General features: G+C 59.6%; 21 protein-coding genes. 10 read left to right on the top strand and 11 right to left on the bottom strand.

Features of this window, described 5'->3' with window-relative positions:
• Positions 1-52: 52 nt before the first annotated feature.
• Positions 53-640 (top strand): hypothetical protein, encoded by a 588-nt coding sequence (locus QZ571_RS06250; RefSeq protein ID WP_295532853.1) that lies wholly within the window; start codon positions 53-55, stop codon positions 638-640.
• Entirely contained in the window at positions 633-2,084 is a 1,452-nt protein-coding gene (locus QZ571_RS06255; RefSeq protein WP_295532854.1) for a sigma-54 dependent transcriptional regulator, read from the top strand. The genes QZ571_RS06250 and QZ571_RS06255 overlap by 8 nt, the downstream gene beginning before the upstream one ends.
• A gap of 5 nt (positions 2,085-2,089) precedes the next feature.
• Here QZ571_RS06255 and QZ571_RS06260 read toward each other — a convergent pair whose 3' ends face one another.
• Positions 2,090-2,851 (bottom strand): NAD kinase, encoded by a 762-nt coding sequence (locus QZ571_RS06260; RefSeq protein ID WP_295532855.1) that lies wholly within the window; start codon positions 2,849-2,851, stop codon positions 2,090-2,092.
• A gap of 164 nt (positions 2,852-3,015) precedes the next feature.
• Between QZ571_RS06260 and glyA the strand changes: the two genes are divergently transcribed.
• On the top strand, positions 3,016-4,308 hold the full coding sequence (gene glyA, locus QZ571_RS06265; protein WP_295532856.1) for a serine hydroxymethyltransferase: 1,293 nt from the start codon (positions 3,016-3,018) through the stop codon (positions 4,306-4,308).
• 54 nt (positions 4,309-4,362) lie between these two features.
• Here the strand turns inward: glyA and QZ571_RS06270 are convergent, their stop codons facing one another.
• Complete coding sequence (locus tag QZ571_RS06270; protein ID WP_295532857.1) at positions 4,363-4,737, bottom strand: hypothetical protein; 375 nt, start codon at positions 4,735-4,737, stop codon at positions 4,363-4,365.
• Positions 4,738-4,856: 119 nt separating this feature from the next.
• Between QZ571_RS06270 and QZ571_RS06275 the strand changes: the two genes are divergently transcribed.
• On the top strand, positions 4,857-5,630 hold the full coding sequence (locus QZ571_RS06275; protein WP_295532858.1) for an alpha/beta fold hydrolase: 774 nt from the start codon (positions 4,857-4,859) through the stop codon (positions 5,628-5,630).
• 24 nt (positions 5,631-5,654) lie between these two features.
• On the opposite strand, the gene QZ571_RS06280 is transcribed toward QZ571_RS06275, so the two are convergent.
• The 4 genes from QZ571_RS06280 to QZ571_RS06295 form a co-directional block, all read right to left on the bottom strand.
• Positions 5,655-6,146 (bottom strand): cytochrome b/b6 domain-containing protein, encoded by a 492-nt coding sequence (locus tag QZ571_RS06280; RefSeq protein ID WP_295532859.1) that lies wholly within the window; start codon positions 6,144-6,146, stop codon positions 5,655-5,657.
• A 100-nt stretch (positions 6,147-6,246) separates the two neighbouring features.
• Positions 6,247-6,429 carry a hypothetical protein gene (locus QZ571_RS06285; protein WP_295532860.1) on the bottom strand — a complete coding sequence of 61 codons (183 nt, stop codon included), beginning with the start codon at positions 6,427-6,429 and terminating at the stop codon, positions 6,247-6,249.
• Positions 6,430-6,539: 110 nt separating this feature from the next.
• A complete protein-coding gene (locus tag QZ571_RS06290) occupies positions 6,540-6,857 on the bottom strand; it encodes a hypothetical protein (protein WP_295532861.1) in 318 nt (105 codons plus the stop codon).
• Positions 6,858-6,984: 127 nt separating this feature from the next.
• Entirely contained in the window at positions 6,985-7,197 is a 213-nt protein-coding gene (locus QZ571_RS06295) for a hypothetical protein (RefSeq protein ID WP_295532862.1), read from the bottom strand.
• Positions 7,198-7,313: 116 nt separating this feature from the next.
• Here QZ571_RS06295 and QZ571_RS06300 point away from each other — a divergent pair, with 116 nt between their 5' ends.
• Positions 7,314-7,451 carry an entericidin EcnAB gene (locus QZ571_RS06300; protein ID WP_295532888.1) on the top strand — a complete coding sequence of 46 codons (138 nt, stop codon included), beginning with the start codon at positions 7,314-7,316 and terminating at the stop codon, positions 7,449-7,451.
• A gap of 46 nt (positions 7,452-7,497) precedes the next feature.
• Here the strand turns inward: QZ571_RS06300 and QZ571_RS06305 are convergent, their stop codons facing one another.
• The 3 genes from QZ571_RS06305 to lepA form a co-directional block, all read right to left on the bottom strand.
• Positions 7,498-8,004, bottom strand: coding sequence for an alkylphosphonate utilization protein (locus QZ571_RS06305; RefSeq protein ID WP_295532863.1), 507 nt, complete (start codon positions 8,002-8,004; stop codon positions 7,498-7,500).
• 439 nt (positions 8,005-8,443) lie between these two features.
• Positions 8,444-9,031 carry a hypothetical protein gene (locus tag QZ571_RS06310; RefSeq protein WP_295532864.1) on the bottom strand — a complete coding sequence of 196 codons (588 nt, stop codon included), beginning with the start codon at positions 9,029-9,031 and terminating at the stop codon, positions 8,444-8,446.
• A gap of 168 nt (positions 9,032-9,199) precedes the next feature.
• Positions 9,200-10,999 (bottom strand): translation elongation factor 4, encoded by a 1,800-nt coding sequence (gene lepA / locus QZ571_RS06315; RefSeq protein ID WP_295532865.1) that lies wholly within the window; start codon positions 10,997-10,999, stop codon positions 9,200-9,202.
• Between the two features lie 142 nt (positions 11,000-11,141).
• Between lepA and QZ571_RS06320 the strand changes: the two genes are divergently transcribed.
• Positions 11,142-11,330, top strand: coding sequence for a heavy metal-associated domain-containing protein (locus QZ571_RS06320; protein WP_295532866.1), 189 nt, complete (start codon positions 11,142-11,144; stop codon positions 11,328-11,330).
• Between the two features lie 219 nt (positions 11,331-11,549).
• On the top strand, positions 11,550-11,861 hold the full coding sequence (locus QZ571_RS06325) for a hypothetical protein (protein WP_295532867.1): 312 nt from the start codon (positions 11,550-11,552) through the stop codon (positions 11,859-11,861).
• A 13-nt stretch (positions 11,862-11,874) separates the two neighbouring features.
• Here QZ571_RS06325 and QZ571_RS06330 read toward each other — a convergent pair whose 3' ends face one another.
• The gene (locus QZ571_RS06330) at positions 11,875-12,330 is read right to left on the bottom strand and encodes a low molecular weight protein-tyrosine-phosphatase (protein ID WP_295532868.1); all 456 of its coding nucleotides are present in this window, start codon (positions 12,328-12,330) and stop codon (positions 11,875-11,877) included.
• A 28-nt stretch (positions 12,331-12,358) separates the two neighbouring features.
• Between QZ571_RS06330 and QZ571_RS06335 the strand changes: the two genes are divergently transcribed.
• The 3 genes from QZ571_RS06335 (at position 12,359) to QZ571_RS06345 (ending at position 14,240) form a co-directional block, all read left to right on the top strand.
• Positions 12,359-13,057, top strand: a complete 699-nt coding sequence (locus QZ571_RS06335) for an NAD-dependent deacylase (RefSeq protein ID WP_295532869.1) — start codon at positions 12,359-12,361, stop codon at positions 13,055-13,057.
• 191 nt (positions 13,058-13,248) lie between these two features.
• Positions 13,249-13,536, top strand: a complete 288-nt coding sequence (gene rpmB / locus QZ571_RS06340) for a 50S ribosomal protein L28 (protein WP_295532870.1) — start codon at positions 13,249-13,251, stop codon at positions 13,534-13,536.
• Between the two features lie 146 nt (positions 13,537-13,682).
• Positions 13,683-14,240 carry a copper chaperone PCu(A)C gene (locus QZ571_RS06345; RefSeq protein WP_295532871.1) on the top strand — a complete coding sequence of 186 codons (558 nt, stop codon included), beginning with the start codon at positions 13,683-13,685 and terminating at the stop codon, positions 14,238-14,240.
• Positions 14,241-14,255: 15 nt separating this feature from the next.
• Here QZ571_RS06345 and meaB read toward each other — a convergent pair whose 3' ends face one another.
• Positions 14,256-15,242 carry a methylmalonyl Co-A mutase-associated GTPase MeaB gene (gene meaB / locus QZ571_RS06350; RefSeq protein WP_295532872.1) on the bottom strand — a complete coding sequence of 329 codons (987 nt, stop codon included), beginning with the start codon at positions 15,240-15,242 and terminating at the stop codon, positions 14,256-14,258.
• Positions 15,243-15,264: the final 22 nt, after the last annotated feature.

Here is a 15,264-nt window from a genome sequence, read left to right on the forward strand (position 1 = left end):
GTTACTTGATTTACGTGCACGTCACGCCGATGATCCGTGCAGGGTATTAAACATGAAAACGCCGAGTATATTTCGGAATACAGATCAAGCCTCGTATGAGGACGCCGCCAGACTCGAGCGAATTTCGATGCACGGTCATGATGCGCGCACCGCACTTGCCGACACTCTCGGCAGGCTGAGTTTGATACCCGACACCTCACTTGATCCCCAAACAAGCCTGCAGCTTGATCGCATTCCAAAAGCCAGAAAGTATCTCGCGCAGTTCTTGCAACAGGGTTTAGAACGCACTATGCCCAACGTCGCGCCAGTTGCGGCGGCACGGCTGCAACCGATCGGATCGGGGCGCGAAAGCAGCACTTCGTCCCATTACGCCACCACCGATCTGCGATTGATCGCAAGCGCGTTCGAGCAATGCGGCTACGCCCATTTCATGCGCCAATATCACAAGCGCATCGCGGTGGCCGGGGCCATTGGTAAGAGCATGCCGGTCCGCCAGATCGGTTCCCAACAATGCGCCCTCAATCGTGGGGGCTATATTGAGTTTCACGACCTCGCGCGCGAAGCTCTTGATAGAATGGACAGATTGTTCCATCAGATAATAGTCAATTTTCAATTAAAGAATTTTATCGCTCATGAATAATGCACAGGCCAACTCCGAGCGCAGCCTCGAAGCAGACATCCGCACAGGACGTGCAACCCCCGCTGGAAGCCCCCCGTCCGAGCGCATTCTGGTGGTTGAAAACGGGGCCTCGATATCCGCGAGTTATAAAACACATCTGGGCAATGTCGGGTTTAAGGTGCACACCGCCGCCACGGCAAGCGATGCCATGAGTTTGTTTCGCACCCACCCAATTGAAATCGTGCTGCTGGATCTGATGTTGCCCGACCGTGACGGCGATGATCTGATCCCAGAAATGCTGGCGTTGCGGGCGGGCACCGCGATTGTGGTGCTTACGGCAGACCGCTCGGTTGATCGCGCGGTCAATGCGATGCGCGCCGGAGCGAAGGACGTGCTGATCAAACCGGTGAACGAGCCACGCCTGAGCAGCGCAATCGAGAACGCACGCAGCAGCTATGCGCCGCAAGCCAAGCCACACTACATTGCAGGCGATGCCCTGCCCAGCGGCTCGTTTATTGGCCAATCGTCACGCATGCAAAAAGTCTATGCTCAGATCCGCTCGGCGGCGCTGTCCGTCGCCCCACTTTTCATCTGGGGTGAAAGCGGCACGGGCAAGGAACTGTGTGCGCAGGCGATTCACGCGATGGGCGCGCGTGCCAGTGCACCATTCGTCACCCTTGATTGCGGCGCCTTGCCGGCAGATCGCCTTGATAGCGAATTATTTGGCCATAAACGGGGCGCCTTCCCCGGTGCGCTTTCGGACAAACCCGGCGCCTTGATGAGCGCCAATGGCGGGTCCCTGCTGCTTGACAATGTGTGCGAACTGGCCCCTGCGGTGCAGACCAAATTGCTGCGGTTTCTGCAAAGCAGTCAGATCAGACCCGTTGGCGCGGAAGAGACAATGCATGTCGATGTGCGCGTCCTAAGTGCCGCGGCACTGCCCCCGATGGAGGCCGTAAAGCTAGGCCGAATACGCGAAGATCTGGTCTATCGCCTACATGTTTTGTCCATCGAAATGCCGCCATTGCGAGAGCATCCAGAAGACATCCCAATGATTGCGCGCGCGGTTCTCACGCGGTTCTCGTCTGAAGAGCAGCGCAGTTTCAAAGATATCAGCGCGGCAGCGCTGGACTGGCTCAAGGCGCATCATTGGCCCGGAAATGTGCGTCAGTTGATGAATGTATTGCGCGCTGCGGTGGTGATGCATGATGGCGCAGAATTGCACGTCGATATGCTGCCCAATGGGACCGGCCAATACGCCAAACACACTGAGACGGTGGCTCGCACACCGCGCGACAATGACCGTCCCGCGATGCGAACCCTTGCCGAAATCGAACGCACCGCAATCGAATCTGCCATCGCACGCCATGACGGCTCGATCCCGCGCGCGGCGCAGGAATTGGGCGTGGCCCCTTCAACGATTTATCGCAAGCGTGACAACTGGCTTAGCAAAAATACGCTTTAGGGCAGTCAGGCGAACTGCTCGCGCATCAGGCGTTCTTCCAACCCGTGCCCCGGGTCGAACAGAATGTGATGCGCGATCTCGGGCTCGGAGCGGATCTCGACCCATTTCACCGGCTTGACCGAGCGTGAATCCGCATCCGCCATGACCGGGCGTTTGTCAGATTCCAGCACGTCAAAGCGCACCAAGGCAGACGAGGGCAGGATCGCACCTTGCCAGCGCCGGGGCCGGAAACTGGCGATCCCCGTCAACGCCAGCACATCCGAGCCAATCGGCAGGATCGGCCCGTGCGCCGAGAAATTATACGCAGTCGATCCGGCAGGCGTCGAGACGATCGCCCCGTCGCAGACCAGCTCCTCCAGCCGCACCTTGCCATTGATCGAGATCCGCAGCTTGGCCGCTTGCGGACCCGCGCGCAGCAGCGAGACCTCGTTGATCGCAAGCGCCTCGTGCAGCACGCCATCCTCAGTTTCGGCCTTCATCGAGAGCGGATTGATCACGGCCTCTTCGGCAGCGGCCAGCCGTTCAGGCAGGTCGCTGGGCACATAATCGTTCATCAAGAACCCGACCGTGCCGCGATTCATCCCGTAAACCGGCAGGCCCGTGCCCTCATGCAGGCATTGCAGCATGAACCCATCGCCCCCAAGCGCCACGATCACATCGGCCGCATAGCGCGGCACTTGCCCGTAGCGATCGCTCAGATCAGCAAGCGCGGCTTGCGCCGACTCACTGGATGAAGCGGCAAAATGGATATGCGTCAAAGGGCTCACAGCGCACCGTTTCCTCTCAGTCTTACAAGGTGTTGCAAGCGTATGGGCGAAAGACAAGCACCAATCACCCGGCAAAAAAGCCGATTTGCGCGTTTGCCCGCTTCCGGCTCAACAAAAACTGCGTTAAACGAGCGCCAACACCGGATATTTGCGAGGAGTTCCCTATGACCGAGCAACGCGACGCTGGCTTTTTCACCGAAAGCCTCGCCACCCGTGACCCCGAGCTTTACGCTTCGATCACAGACGAGCTGGGTCGCCAGCGCGACGAGATCGAGCTGATCGCCTCTGAAAACATCGTCTCCGCGGCGGTGATGGAGGCCCAAGGCTCGGTGTTGACGAATAAATATGCCGAAGGCTATCCGGGTCGTCGCTATTACGGCGGCTGCCAATATGTCGACGTGGCGGAAAACCTGGCGATCGACCGGGCCAAGGCGCTGTTCGACTGTGAGTTCGCCAATGTGCAGCCCAATTCTGGATCGCAGGCCAACCAGGGCGTGTTCACCGCCCTTCTCAAGCCCGGCGATACCATTTTGGGCATGAGCCTTGATGCAGGTGGTCACCTGACCCACGGTGCCAAGCCCAACCAATCGGGCAAATGGTTCAACGCGATCCAATACGGTGTGCGCAAGCAAGACAGCCTGCTCGATTACGAACAGGTGCGCGAGTTGGCGCTGGAACATAAGCCCAAGCTGATCATCGCTGGCGGCTCTGCCATCCCACGCCAGATCGACTTTGCCAAATTCCGCGAGATCGCGGATGAGGTGGGCGCCTATCTGATGGTCGACATGGCGCATTTCGCAGGGCTCGTGGCGGGCGGTCAGCACCCCTCGCCCTTCCCCTATGCTGATGTCGCGACCACCACGACGCACAAAACCCTGCGCGGTCCGCGCGGCGGCATGATCCTGACCAATAACGAAGAGATCGCCAAGAAAGTGAACTCGGCGATCTTCCCCGGCATTCAGGGCGGTCCCTTGATGCATGTGATCGCGGCCAAAGCCGTCGCCTTTGGCGAGGCGCAGCGCCCCGAGTTCAAGGTCTATGCCGATCAGGTCGTCAAAAACGCCAAGGCGCTGGCCGATGAGCTGATGAAGGGCGGTCTTGATATCGTCACCGGCGGCACGGACACCCATGTGATGCTGGTCGATCTGCGCCCCAAAGGCGTCAAAGGCAACGCCACCGAAAAAGCCCTCGGGCGCGCCCATATCACCTGCAACAAGAACGGCATCCCGTTTGATCCCGAAAAGCCGATGGTCACCTCGGGCGTGCGGCTGGGCACCCCGGCGGGTACCACGCGCGGCTTTGCCGAAGACGAGTTCCGCGAAATCGGGCGTCTGATCGTTGAAGTGGTCGATGGTCTGGCCGCCAACGGCGAAGACGGCAACACCGAAGTCGAGGCCGAGGTGCGCGCCAAGGTCGCCACACTTTGCGCGCGCTTCCCGCTTTATCCCAATCTGTGATCTGATCCAGATCGCGCAGAAGGCCCCCGGTTTCGGGGGCCTTTTTGTTTGGCCCTAGCTGGTGAGCAACCACATCGCGCCAAAGATCATTCCGCCCACCACGATCACAATGAAGGCGACCGAACTACCAAAGGTCAGGGCGGCGGCGCGAAGACGCTCGTCCGCGCCCAAGGGCTCCAGATAGCGGATGCAGGTCGCAAACGCCGCCTCAAGCGCGCGCGCATCCAGTTGACGCGCCTGCTTGGGGGATTGCGCCAAACGTTCCGCCTGCGCCAGCTCTAGCGCGGCACGGCGCACCTTACGCGGCAGCGCACGGGCACGATGCGCCACCCGCGCCTCAAGCCCCGCCCCTTTCGCCCCCAATCGCAGCGCCAGCAGGCGTGACACCTGCGCGGCCCTTTGGGTGATCTGCTCTGGCCCCATACCCATCCCTCACACTTGCCTGCGCACGCTATCCACGCAGAAAGCACCGCGCAAGCCACCCGCCACGCGAGATTTTCACATTTCCGCACTGGTCGCCCGCCTCTGCGCGCCCTAGGTTAATCAGCATGTTGAACACTCTCATTCATGGCGCTCAAACCGATGCGCCCCCGCTGATCATCGCGCCCGGCCTCTTCGGATCGGCGCGCAACTGGACTGCAATTGCCAAACAGCTTGGCCGGCAGCGCCAAGTCATCGCGCTGGACATGCGCAATCATGGCGACAGCTTCTGGGATGACGATCACAGCTACCCGGCAATGGCTGACGATATTGCCGAGGTGATCAAGGCCCATGGCGGGAAAGCCGATGTGCTGGGTCACTCGATGGGGGGCAAGACAGCGATGATGCTGGCGCTCAACCACCCCGATCTGGTGCGCCGCCTGATCGTGGCCGACATCGCCCCGAAATCCTACGAACATGGCGACAGCCATGGCGCGCTGATCGAGGCGATGCAGGCACTGCCTCTCGACGAGCTCGACACACGCTCCGAGGCGGACAGGCAACTGGGCGTGCAGATCCAAGACCCCGGCACCCGGGCGTTTTTGCTGCAATCGCTAAGCCTGCGCGACGGCCCTGTGCATTGGAAATTCAACCTGCGCGCACTGAAAGACAACCTGCCTGCAATCCTGAACTGGCCCGAGACAGCGCTTGGCGCCACGTTCGACGGCCCTGCGCTGTTCCTGTCTGGGGCGAACTCGCATTATGTTGCGCCAAGCGATCATGAACTGATCCGCGCGCTCTTTCCGCAAGCGGAGTTTGTGGAGCTTGAAAACGCGGGCCACTGGCTTCATGCCGAGCGCCCGCGCGAAGTTGAGGCAGAGGTGGCGCAGTTTCTGAGCTAGGCCGGAAACTGCGCCGCACGCGCGTCAGTCGACCGACTTCATCATCCTGCGCAGCAGGTGATCTTTCAGGTAATACTGGTGATACAGCGCCGCCACGACATGCAATCCCGCGATGATCAAAAGCCCGGTCGTCAGCGCCGAATGCACCTCTGCCATCCAGCGGAGTGTGTAGTAATACGCAATCCCCCCTGTGATCGGCAGCAAGAACAGCGTCGCATAAAGCAGCCAATGGATCACCTTGGCCCCGAACCGCATCAGCTCAGGGTCGTCATGCGGCGGCTCGGGCGCACCATGCGTCGCGCGCAAGACCAGCCGCCACGCTGCGAGGATGAGAATCACGACCCCGATCACGATATGTAGATAGGTCAGGAAATCGGTGGAAACCGGCACCCCCTTCACTTGCGAATAAAACGTGTGCCCCATCCCGTCATTGAGTAAGAATTGCGGGATGAGCAACAAAACGACCAGCCAGTGCAGGCCGATTTGCGTTCTGGAGTAACCGGGTGCGTTGGACATAAAACCTCTCGCGGATGAGTCAGACAAAGCGCGGCGCGCTAAACGTTACAATGAACGAATAGCCGCTGCAGTTCCGTCTGTCACTTTCGCAAGTGAGCGATCACATGTTCTCGTCGATCTGTTTGGACACAAACCAAGCAATTGGCAGCGCTACGATAAAACCAATCACCGCCGAGGCAATAATGGCGCGCGATGTGAACATATTCATGGTCAGCGCGGCAATGATCAAGATTCCTGCAAGTGTCGGTCCAGTGAGCGAATAGATGATGGCGAACAGACGCATGTCGTTTCTCCGTGAGCGATACATTTCATCGCAGACATGACCACGTTCACAGAGTCGTTACCTTGATCCGAGTCAAGTTCCGGGTGCGTTTTCTGCGTCAGGGCGACGCATCAACAACTCAGCTGAAAGCGCGCCTCGCCGGTGTCGCCCGGCAAGGAAGGCGAGCGATGGAGCCCCCCTGCCGGCCCGGCCACCTTGCACCCCGATGCCGTTTCCGCCGCGCGGATCATCAGCGGCGGCACCCGGTCACGCTCGGAGCGCGACAGATAGCCCAGCCGGATCACCTCGGCCTTGTCGGCCTTGACGAAAACGGTGAAATCGATCCCGTCCAGCGTCAGATCGTGGCGGATCGCGCCGAAGAATTGCGGCGCAGGCGAGGCACCACAACCGATCAACAAGAGGCAGCTCAGAAGAAGATGTCTTGACATAAAAAGGCTCCGGGGAGGGACAACCCGGAGCCTTTCAGAGCTTGGTTAACATAGGGTTAACCTACTCGGGTAGTGTCGCGCGCTTCCCACGGGGACGACGCAGGATCACGCGGGGATTCTGACATCCCTAAACGTGAGAGGGAGGCCAGAATGGATCGGATCTTTTGATGGCGCGCTCTGTCCACGTTCCCGCAGGACCGCCCAGAACCACACCGGCAAGCACCGCCAGCGCGAAACCCTGCCAAATAAAGATCCCAAAGCTCAGCGCCGCTATGATCACCACGCCGGCAATGCAAATCCCCCAAATCAGGGACAACAGAATGCGCAGCGGAGTCTTCATCACGTGCCTCTTGAGCTTGTGTTCACCGGCTAAACGTCGATTAATGAATTCGGTTCCGGGGAACCGTAATTTTTTTCGCACGTTCGGCTGTATAGCCTTCAAAGGAGAGCACTATGATGAGTTCGGTTAAACTGTCTGGCGTGATGCTGCTGGCGCTTCTGGGTCTTGCGGCCTGCAACACCGTGCAGGGCGCTGGTCAAGACCTGTCGGTCGCAGGCAATACCATTGCCAGCGAAGCACAGCAGGCGAAGTAACGCCCCAGAAGGCCCCGGGTACACCGGGGCCTTTTTTCATCTGCCGTTATTTCTTTTTGACGAATTCAGTCAGGATCACGATGCGCTGACCCTCGACCCGGCCCTCGATATGGCCCGCATTATCGGCCACCAACGAGATCCCCCGCACCGCCGTGCCACGCTTGGCCGTAAAGCCCGCGCCCTTGACCGGCAGATCCTTGATCAGCACGACCGTATCGCCACGCGCCAGCAACGCCCCGTTGGAATCGCGATGCTCCAACGTGGTTTCGACGTTGTCGACCCAAGCGCGCGTCTCGTCATCAAGATACATCTGATCGGCGAGATCATTCGCCCAAACCTCGTCAATGCGCCCCAGCATCCGTGCCGCGAGCACCTGCACGGCAGGCTCTTCTGACCAGATCGCCCCCGCCAAGCCGCGCCAATGGGCCGGATCGGGCGTGCCCTCGATCTGCTCGGCACAGGTGGCGCAGATCGCCGCCGTTGCGCCCTCGGGGCCGCCGGAGACGGGATAGTCTTGGAGCGGGGCGTCAGAGGCGCAAAGCGGGCAGGTCATGGGCGGTCCTTTGGGTATGGGGTTTGGGGTTGGGGTTGGAGAGGGCAATTAGCTCGATACATGCCCGCAATCAGACATCTTGACTCTGCGGCAACCCCAATCAATCTAGTATGCATGTATTAACCACCGGATATTCAATCATGCAACATAGAGAAAGAGACATCCGTAGAGAGGCTCTTAAGGAACTCCTCGCGAAACCCGGTCACACGCTGACGACTTCCGAGCTTATAGAGCGCCTCCAAAATCGATTGGGTCCATCTGGCCACGATGCAGAAATAGCAATCAATCGCAGTGATACATATTTTTCTCAGAAAGTTCGAAACTTGGTTTGCCATCGAAATCAAGGCACTGGACTGCAAGCTAGAGGATTGGCAGACTATGACTCGAGTAACGAAAGCTGGACGTTGACCAAGCTCGGCCGTCGGGAAGCCGCAAGGCTCTAAGAAAATTTAGCTTTCAATCCGGACGGCAACCAGTCCAATTTCGTTTCCCCGTCAGATGCGCGGTCCCATACAAACCAAGCATATGCGGTCGTACCGGACCCTTTACGACTCGCGCCGGCTGGATAGAAAGTAATGCGTTCACTGAATACCCAAACTCTTGCCGGGGGGTATATCTTAAAAATACTATTCTGCCGCTTCGCGCCCTCGAGAAACGCTAGTCGCAATAGAAGCGCGGTTTTCTTTCGGACTGATGCTTGCGCTTTGTGCACGAAATCTTCCGCGCTATGGAATGGAGGATTGGTGACAATGTTGTCGGCCCGGCGATCTGACAACATAAAATCCGTTCCAGCCTCACCATAACCTCTATCATATAGATCACTACTATACACGCTCTCGCAGTATTCGTTTGCGACCTGAGCCATAGCACCATCACCGCAGGCACATTCCCAAACTTCGCCATCGAACTTCTCAACCTGAAACAACGCGTGGGTGGCCCATTTAGGTGTTGGATAGAAGTCCGGTCCCTCCAAATCTGCTATGCGTTTCATCGTTGGCTGCGGTGCTAGCAAAAATCTTTGGTTCATTTGTTATCCTGCTCTTTTTCAACAGAGTCTTCTATGCAGGCCAATTGCACAAGTCGCTTGTGAATCTAAACAGTTAATCGCCACCCAGCCCTCGGCATAGCCTCGGGCGTTCGACACTCAATTCTTTCCACTGGAAAGAATTGACCCCGCCAGGGGCGGGGTCGTGTCTCACTCATCCATCTTCAACGCCGCAATAAACGCGCTTTGCGGGATTTCCACTTTCCCGAACTGGCGCATCTTTTTCTTACCCGCTTTCTGCTTTTCCAGCAGCTTTTTCTTACGGGTCGCGTCGCCGCCGTAGCATTTGGCGGTCACGTCCTTGCGCATCGCAGACAGGGTTTCGCGTGCGATGACGCGGCCGCCGATGGCGGCTTGGATCGGGATCTTGAACATGTGGCGCGGGATCAGGTCCTTGAGCTTTTCGACCATCGCGCGGCCGCGTGCATCGGCGCGGTCCCGGTGCACCATGATCGACAGCGCATCGACCGGCTCATCGTTCACAAGGATCGACATTTTCACAAGGAAATCCTCGCGATAACCGGTGATCTGATAGTCAAAGCTGGCATAGCCCTTGGTCACTGATTTCAGGCGGTCGTAGAAATCAAACACCACTTCGGCCAGCGGCAGGTCATAGACCACCATCGCGCGCGAACCCGCATAGGTCAGGTCCATCTGGATGCCGCGCCGGTCTTGGCACAGTTTCAGAACGTCGCCCAAGTATTCGTCAGGCACGAGGATCGTCGCCTTGATGCGCGGCTCTTCGATATGATCAACAAGGGTCAGGTCGGGCATGTCGGCGGGGTTGTGCAGGTCCAGCACTTCACCGCTTTTCATGTGCAGCTTGAACACCACGCTCGGCGCGGTGGTGATCAGATCAAGGTCATATTCGCGCTCCAGCCGGTCGCGGATGACCTCAAGGTGCAACAGCCCGAGGAAGCCGCAGCGAAAGCCAAAGCCCAGCGCCGCAGAGGTTTCCATTTCCGAGCTGAACGACGCGTCGTTAAGTTGCAGCTTTTCGATGGCGTCGCGCAAAGCATCAAAGTCATTGGCATCGACCGGGAAGAGGCCGCAGAACACCACCGGGATCGAGGGTTTAAAGCCCGGCAAAGCAGTGGCGCAGGGCCGTTTCTCATGCGTGATCGTGTCGCCGACCTTGGTGTCGCGCACCTGCTTGATCGAGGCGGTGAACACCCCAATCTCGCCCGGCCCCAGTTCGGCAATCTCGACCATCTGCGGTTTCAGCACGGCCAGACGGTCCAGCTTATAGGCAGCCCCTGTCCGCATCATCTTGATCTGGTCGCCCTTCTTGATCACGCCATCCATGACGCGGATCAAAACGACAACGCCGAGATAACTGTCATACCAGCTATCGACCAGCATCGCCTTGAGCGGCGCATCGCGATCGCCCTTGGGCGCGGGCAGACGGGTGACGATGGCTTCCAGCACTTCGGGAATACCAAGCCCCGTCTTGGCCGAGATCATCACCGAGTTCGACGCGTCGATCCCGATCACATCCTCAATCTGCTCTTTCACCCGCTCGGGTTCGGCAGCGGGCAGGTCGATCTTGTTGAGAACCGGCACGATCTCATGATCGGCATCAATCGCCTGATAGACATTGGCGAGCGTCTGCGCCTCGACCCCTTGGGAGGCATCCACAACCAACAAAGACCCCTCGACCGCCTGCATCGAGCGGCTGACCTCATAGGCGAAGTCGACATGGCCGGGGGTGTCGATCAGGTTCAACACATAGGTGTTGCCGTCCTTGGCCGGATAATCGATGCGCACCGAGTTGGCCTTGATCGTGATGCCACGCTCGCGCTCGATATCCATCGCATCGAGCATTTGCGCCTTCATATCACGTTCGGCCACCGTCCCGGTCAGCTGGATCAGCCGGTCGGCAAGAGTGGATTTACCGTGGTCGATATGGGCCACGATGGAGAAGTTGCGGATGTGCTTGATATCGGTCATGGCGCGCGTATATCGCGGAAAATGGGGGCCGGGAAGAGGGATTGCACGCCCTTTAGGGCAAACCCCGCCCGACAAGGGTCACACCAGCCTTGACCTTCGCTCGCCCCCGCCCCACAGCAAGAGCAGGATAAGGAGAAACGCCATGATCTATTCCGTTCCCAATATGACCTGCGCGCACTGCAAAGCCGCGATCGAGGCTGCCATCGAAGAGGTGGGCGGGCGCGCCGATGTCTATCTTGAAGATCGCGAGGTCGAGGTCTCCGGCCTGCCGCCCGCCACGGTTCTCAGTGCGCTCAAAGCCGCAGGCTATGAGGCGACGCCGTCAGACTAGCCCCCTTTGGCTGCGTCCCTAGCGCTTGCACAGACCACATCTTGGGGCACAAACGGGCGCGCCCCCGACAGGTGGAAAACAGGGTCCATCGGATCGGCTAAATTGACGCAATTCGGCCATCTACATTGCCTTCGCTTTGATTTTCCGTTAGCTTCAAAGCCAATTAAAAAAAGAAGATCGAGCAAAAAATCAGCCGGTCAAAATATGAGGGCAGTGCAAATGAACATCAAAACGACGCTCGGACTCTGTGCATTCGGGGCCACTATCGGCTTTGCCTCAATCGCTGCGGCGGGGCCGATCGACAGCGCCTGCATGAAAGCCGGGCGCACCGATAGCGCGGCCACCTGTGGCTGCATCCAGCAAGTCGCAGACATGACGCTGAGCAATCGCGACCAGCGCCGTGCGGCCAGCTTCTTCAAAGATCCCGACCGCGCACAAAGCGTTCGGATGTCTGACAGCAAATCTGACAATGATTTCTGGGACCGCTACAAAAACTTCGCCTCGACAGCCGAGGGCTATTGCAGCCAGTGAACCGCCGGGCGGCTTACTTTGCCTGATCGGCCAGCAGGTCTGCCACCAACGCTTCGGCGCCCGCCTCGATCAGGTCGAGCGATGTTTCGAAATCGCGCGTAAAATAGGGATCTGGCACGTCTTGCGGGCCTGCCGGACCCTCTAGAAACATCTGCACCTGCGCTTGCATGTCGCGCGGCGCTTGATCGAGCACATCGCGCAAATTGTTTTCATCCATCGCCAGAATCAGATCAAAGCCCGCATAATCTTGTGGGCCGATTTGACGTGCGCGCAGCGTGCTGAGATCATAGCCGCGCGCGCTCGCCGCCTCGATCATCGGGGCGTAGGGCGGCTCTCCAAGATGCCAAGAGCCCGTTCCCGCGCTATCAAAGGTTACATCAAGCCCCGCAGCCACAGCTTTGGCACGGGTGATCGCCTCGGCGGCGGGCGAGCGGCAGATATTGCCAAGACAGAGAAACAGGATACGCATGAGGGCTGTTGTAACGAAAGGAGCGCACATGTCCAGAATCGTGATTTTGACCGGCGCCGGAATTTCAGCCGAAAGCGGGATTCGCACGTTTCGCGCCTCGGACGGGCTGTGGGAGGATCATCGCATCGAAGAGGTCGCCACGCCCGAAGGCTTCCTGCGCGACTCCGCCTTGGTGCATCAATTCTACAACGCCCGACGCGCCGCAGCACGCGCCGCCCAGCCCAATGCCGCCCACCTTGCCTTGGCCGAGCTAGAGGCCGATCCACACCACACCGTGCTGATCGTCACCCAAAACGTCGACGACCTGCACGAACGGGCCGGATCGCAGAACGTGATCCACATGCACGGCTCACTGGTAGGCGCGCTGTGCCATGACTGCGGGCATCGCTGGCCCGCCCCCGAGGTGATGACACAAGCTGATCTTTGCCCCGCCTGCGCGCGCGCTGCGACCCGCCCCGATATCGTCTGGTTTGGCGAAATGCCCTATCAGATGGATCAAATCGTGCGCGCGCTTGAGGCCGCGGATCTGTTTGTCTCGATCGGCACCTCGGGCAATGTCTACCCGGCGGCAGGGTTCGTACGCGATGCCGCGATGGCGGGGGTGCAAACGCTGGAACTGAACCTGGAGCCGTCGGCAGGCACAGACATGTTTGATACCGCCCATCACGGCCCCGCCACGCAAGTCGTGCCAGCCTGGGTGCGCGCGCAACTGGCCCAGAGGCGCTAAGGGCTGAAAAGATTCGTGCAAAGCGCGCCGAAATCCGGGCGAAAACCTGTCTCACCCGCTTGACGCGGCCCCCCATTCCTCGTATCTCCCGCCAACAGATTTCTGGGCGCTGCCTAACGCGGCGCCTTTCTATGTTGGGGCCAAAGCGCGATTCGTTGCGTGGGCCAGGTAAGAAACGAAGGATGAATGCCATGTCGCGCGTTTGCGAACTGACCGGCAAGGGGCCCATCACGGGCAACAAAGTGAGCCACGCGAAGAACAGAACGCGTCGTCGCTTCCTGCCGAACCTCAACGATGTCACCCTGATCTCGGATGCTCTGGGTCAGAGCTTCAAACTGCGCGTGTCGGCCGCTGGCCTGCGCTCGGTTGACCACCGTGGTGGCCTCGATACCTATCTCGCCAAGGCGAAGGACGTTGAACTGTCCACCAAGGCGCTGAAAATCAAAAAAGCGATTGCCAAGTCTCAGGCTGCTGTCTGAACTTTGCCGTGCTGATGCAGTTTAAACCCCGTGCCTTTGGTGCGGGGTTTTTGCACGTCGCCGCATCGGGTGATTGGCTTTTCATCACCCCCCGTGGGCGCTAGGATGCGCGAAACGCACCAGATACACGCTCCAAAGGAGACCGCATGTTTCGCCAGATCTTGATGGCCACCGCGCTGACCGCACTGGCCCTGCCCGCTTTCGCCGATGAGATCGAGATCGTGGATCCCTATATGCGCGTCTCGACCCCGATGTCGAAATCGGGGGCTGCCTTCATGCAAATTAAGAACGTAACCGATCGCGATGACCGTCTGGTCTCGGCCAGTTCGGATGTCGCGGTGCGGGTGGAGCTGCACACCCACAAGGATCTGGGCGGCGGCAAAATGCAGATGGCCAAGGTCGAGGGTGGTTTTGCGATCCCCGCCCATGGCGAGCATGATCTCAAACGTGGCGGCGATCATGTGATGTTCATGGGGCTCAATCACGGGCTCAACCAAGGCGTTTTGGTGCGCGTGACCCTGCATTTCGAGAAGGCCGGCGATATGACCATCGAGATTCCCGTCGACCTCAAGCGCGGTCAGGGCATGGAGATGCCGGCGAACGCAGATCCGGTGACCCATGGCCAGATTGTTCATGGCACCATGAGCCATGGCACGATGACCCATGGCGAGCCCAAGCTGAACAAAACCGAAAGTGATATGTAAGCCGGGGCGGCGCGCCTAGCTGCGCAGCCGCTTGAGCATCTCGCTCGCAGCGACGGAGGGGGGCGTTTCGCCCGCCGCGACCGCTGCCCCAAACTGCGCCATCATCGCGCGCATGTCCGGGTCTTCGCGCAGGCGTGCCAAAAGCCCCTCGCGCACCTCTGCCTCAAACCAATGGCGCGCCTGTTCCGCCCGGCGGCGTTCCAGATGGCCCGTCTCGCGACGCCAATCGGCGAGCGTGGTCATCTCCTCCCACGCTTTGATCAAGCCCTCATCCGCCAGCGCCGACACCGGCAGCGCCTTGGGAAAGCCCGGCGGGTCTTGGGGGCGTTTGCGCAGCAAATGCAACGCACCGGCGTAATCGGCCACGGTGCGCATCGCGGCGGGTTTCAGGTCACCATCGGCCTTATTGACCAAAATCAGATCGGCCATCTCCATGATGCCTCGCTTCACGCCTTGCAACTCATCCCCGCCCGCCGGGGCCATCAGCAACACGAACAGATCGACCATTTCAGCCACCAGCGTTTCCGACTGGCCCACGCCCACGGTCTCGATCAGGACCACGTCGAAATTGGCCGCCTCGCACAGCGCCACCGCCTCGCGGGTGCGCCGGGCCACGCCACCAAGATGGGTTTGCGAAGGCGAGGGGCGAATGAACGCGTTGGGATCACGCGACAGCCGCTCCATCCGGGTTTTGTCGCCCAGAATCGAGCCTCCCGAGCGCGACGAACTGGGATCGACCGCCAGCACCGCCACCTTGTGCCCCTGTGCCGTGAGCATTAGGCCGAACGCCTCGATAAAGGTCGATTTGCCCACACCGGGCGTGCCCGACAGCCCGATCCGCAACGCCTGCCGTCCCGATTTCGCCAGCACCTCAAGCAGCGCGCTTGCCTGTGCGCGATGATCGGCGCGCCCCGATTCCACCAACGTAATCGCGCGCGCCAAGGCACGGCGGTCGCCTTGCAAAAGGCGCGGGGCAAGTTTGGCGGGTGTTCTGTCAGTCATCGGCGGGCTTTCGCTGATTTTC

Origin of the sequence: uncultured Thioclava sp. (assembly GCF_913064665.1) — a bacterium.
Lineage (GTDB): Bacteria > Pseudomonadota > Alphaproteobacteria > Rhodobacterales > Rhodobacteraceae > Thioclava > Thioclava arctica.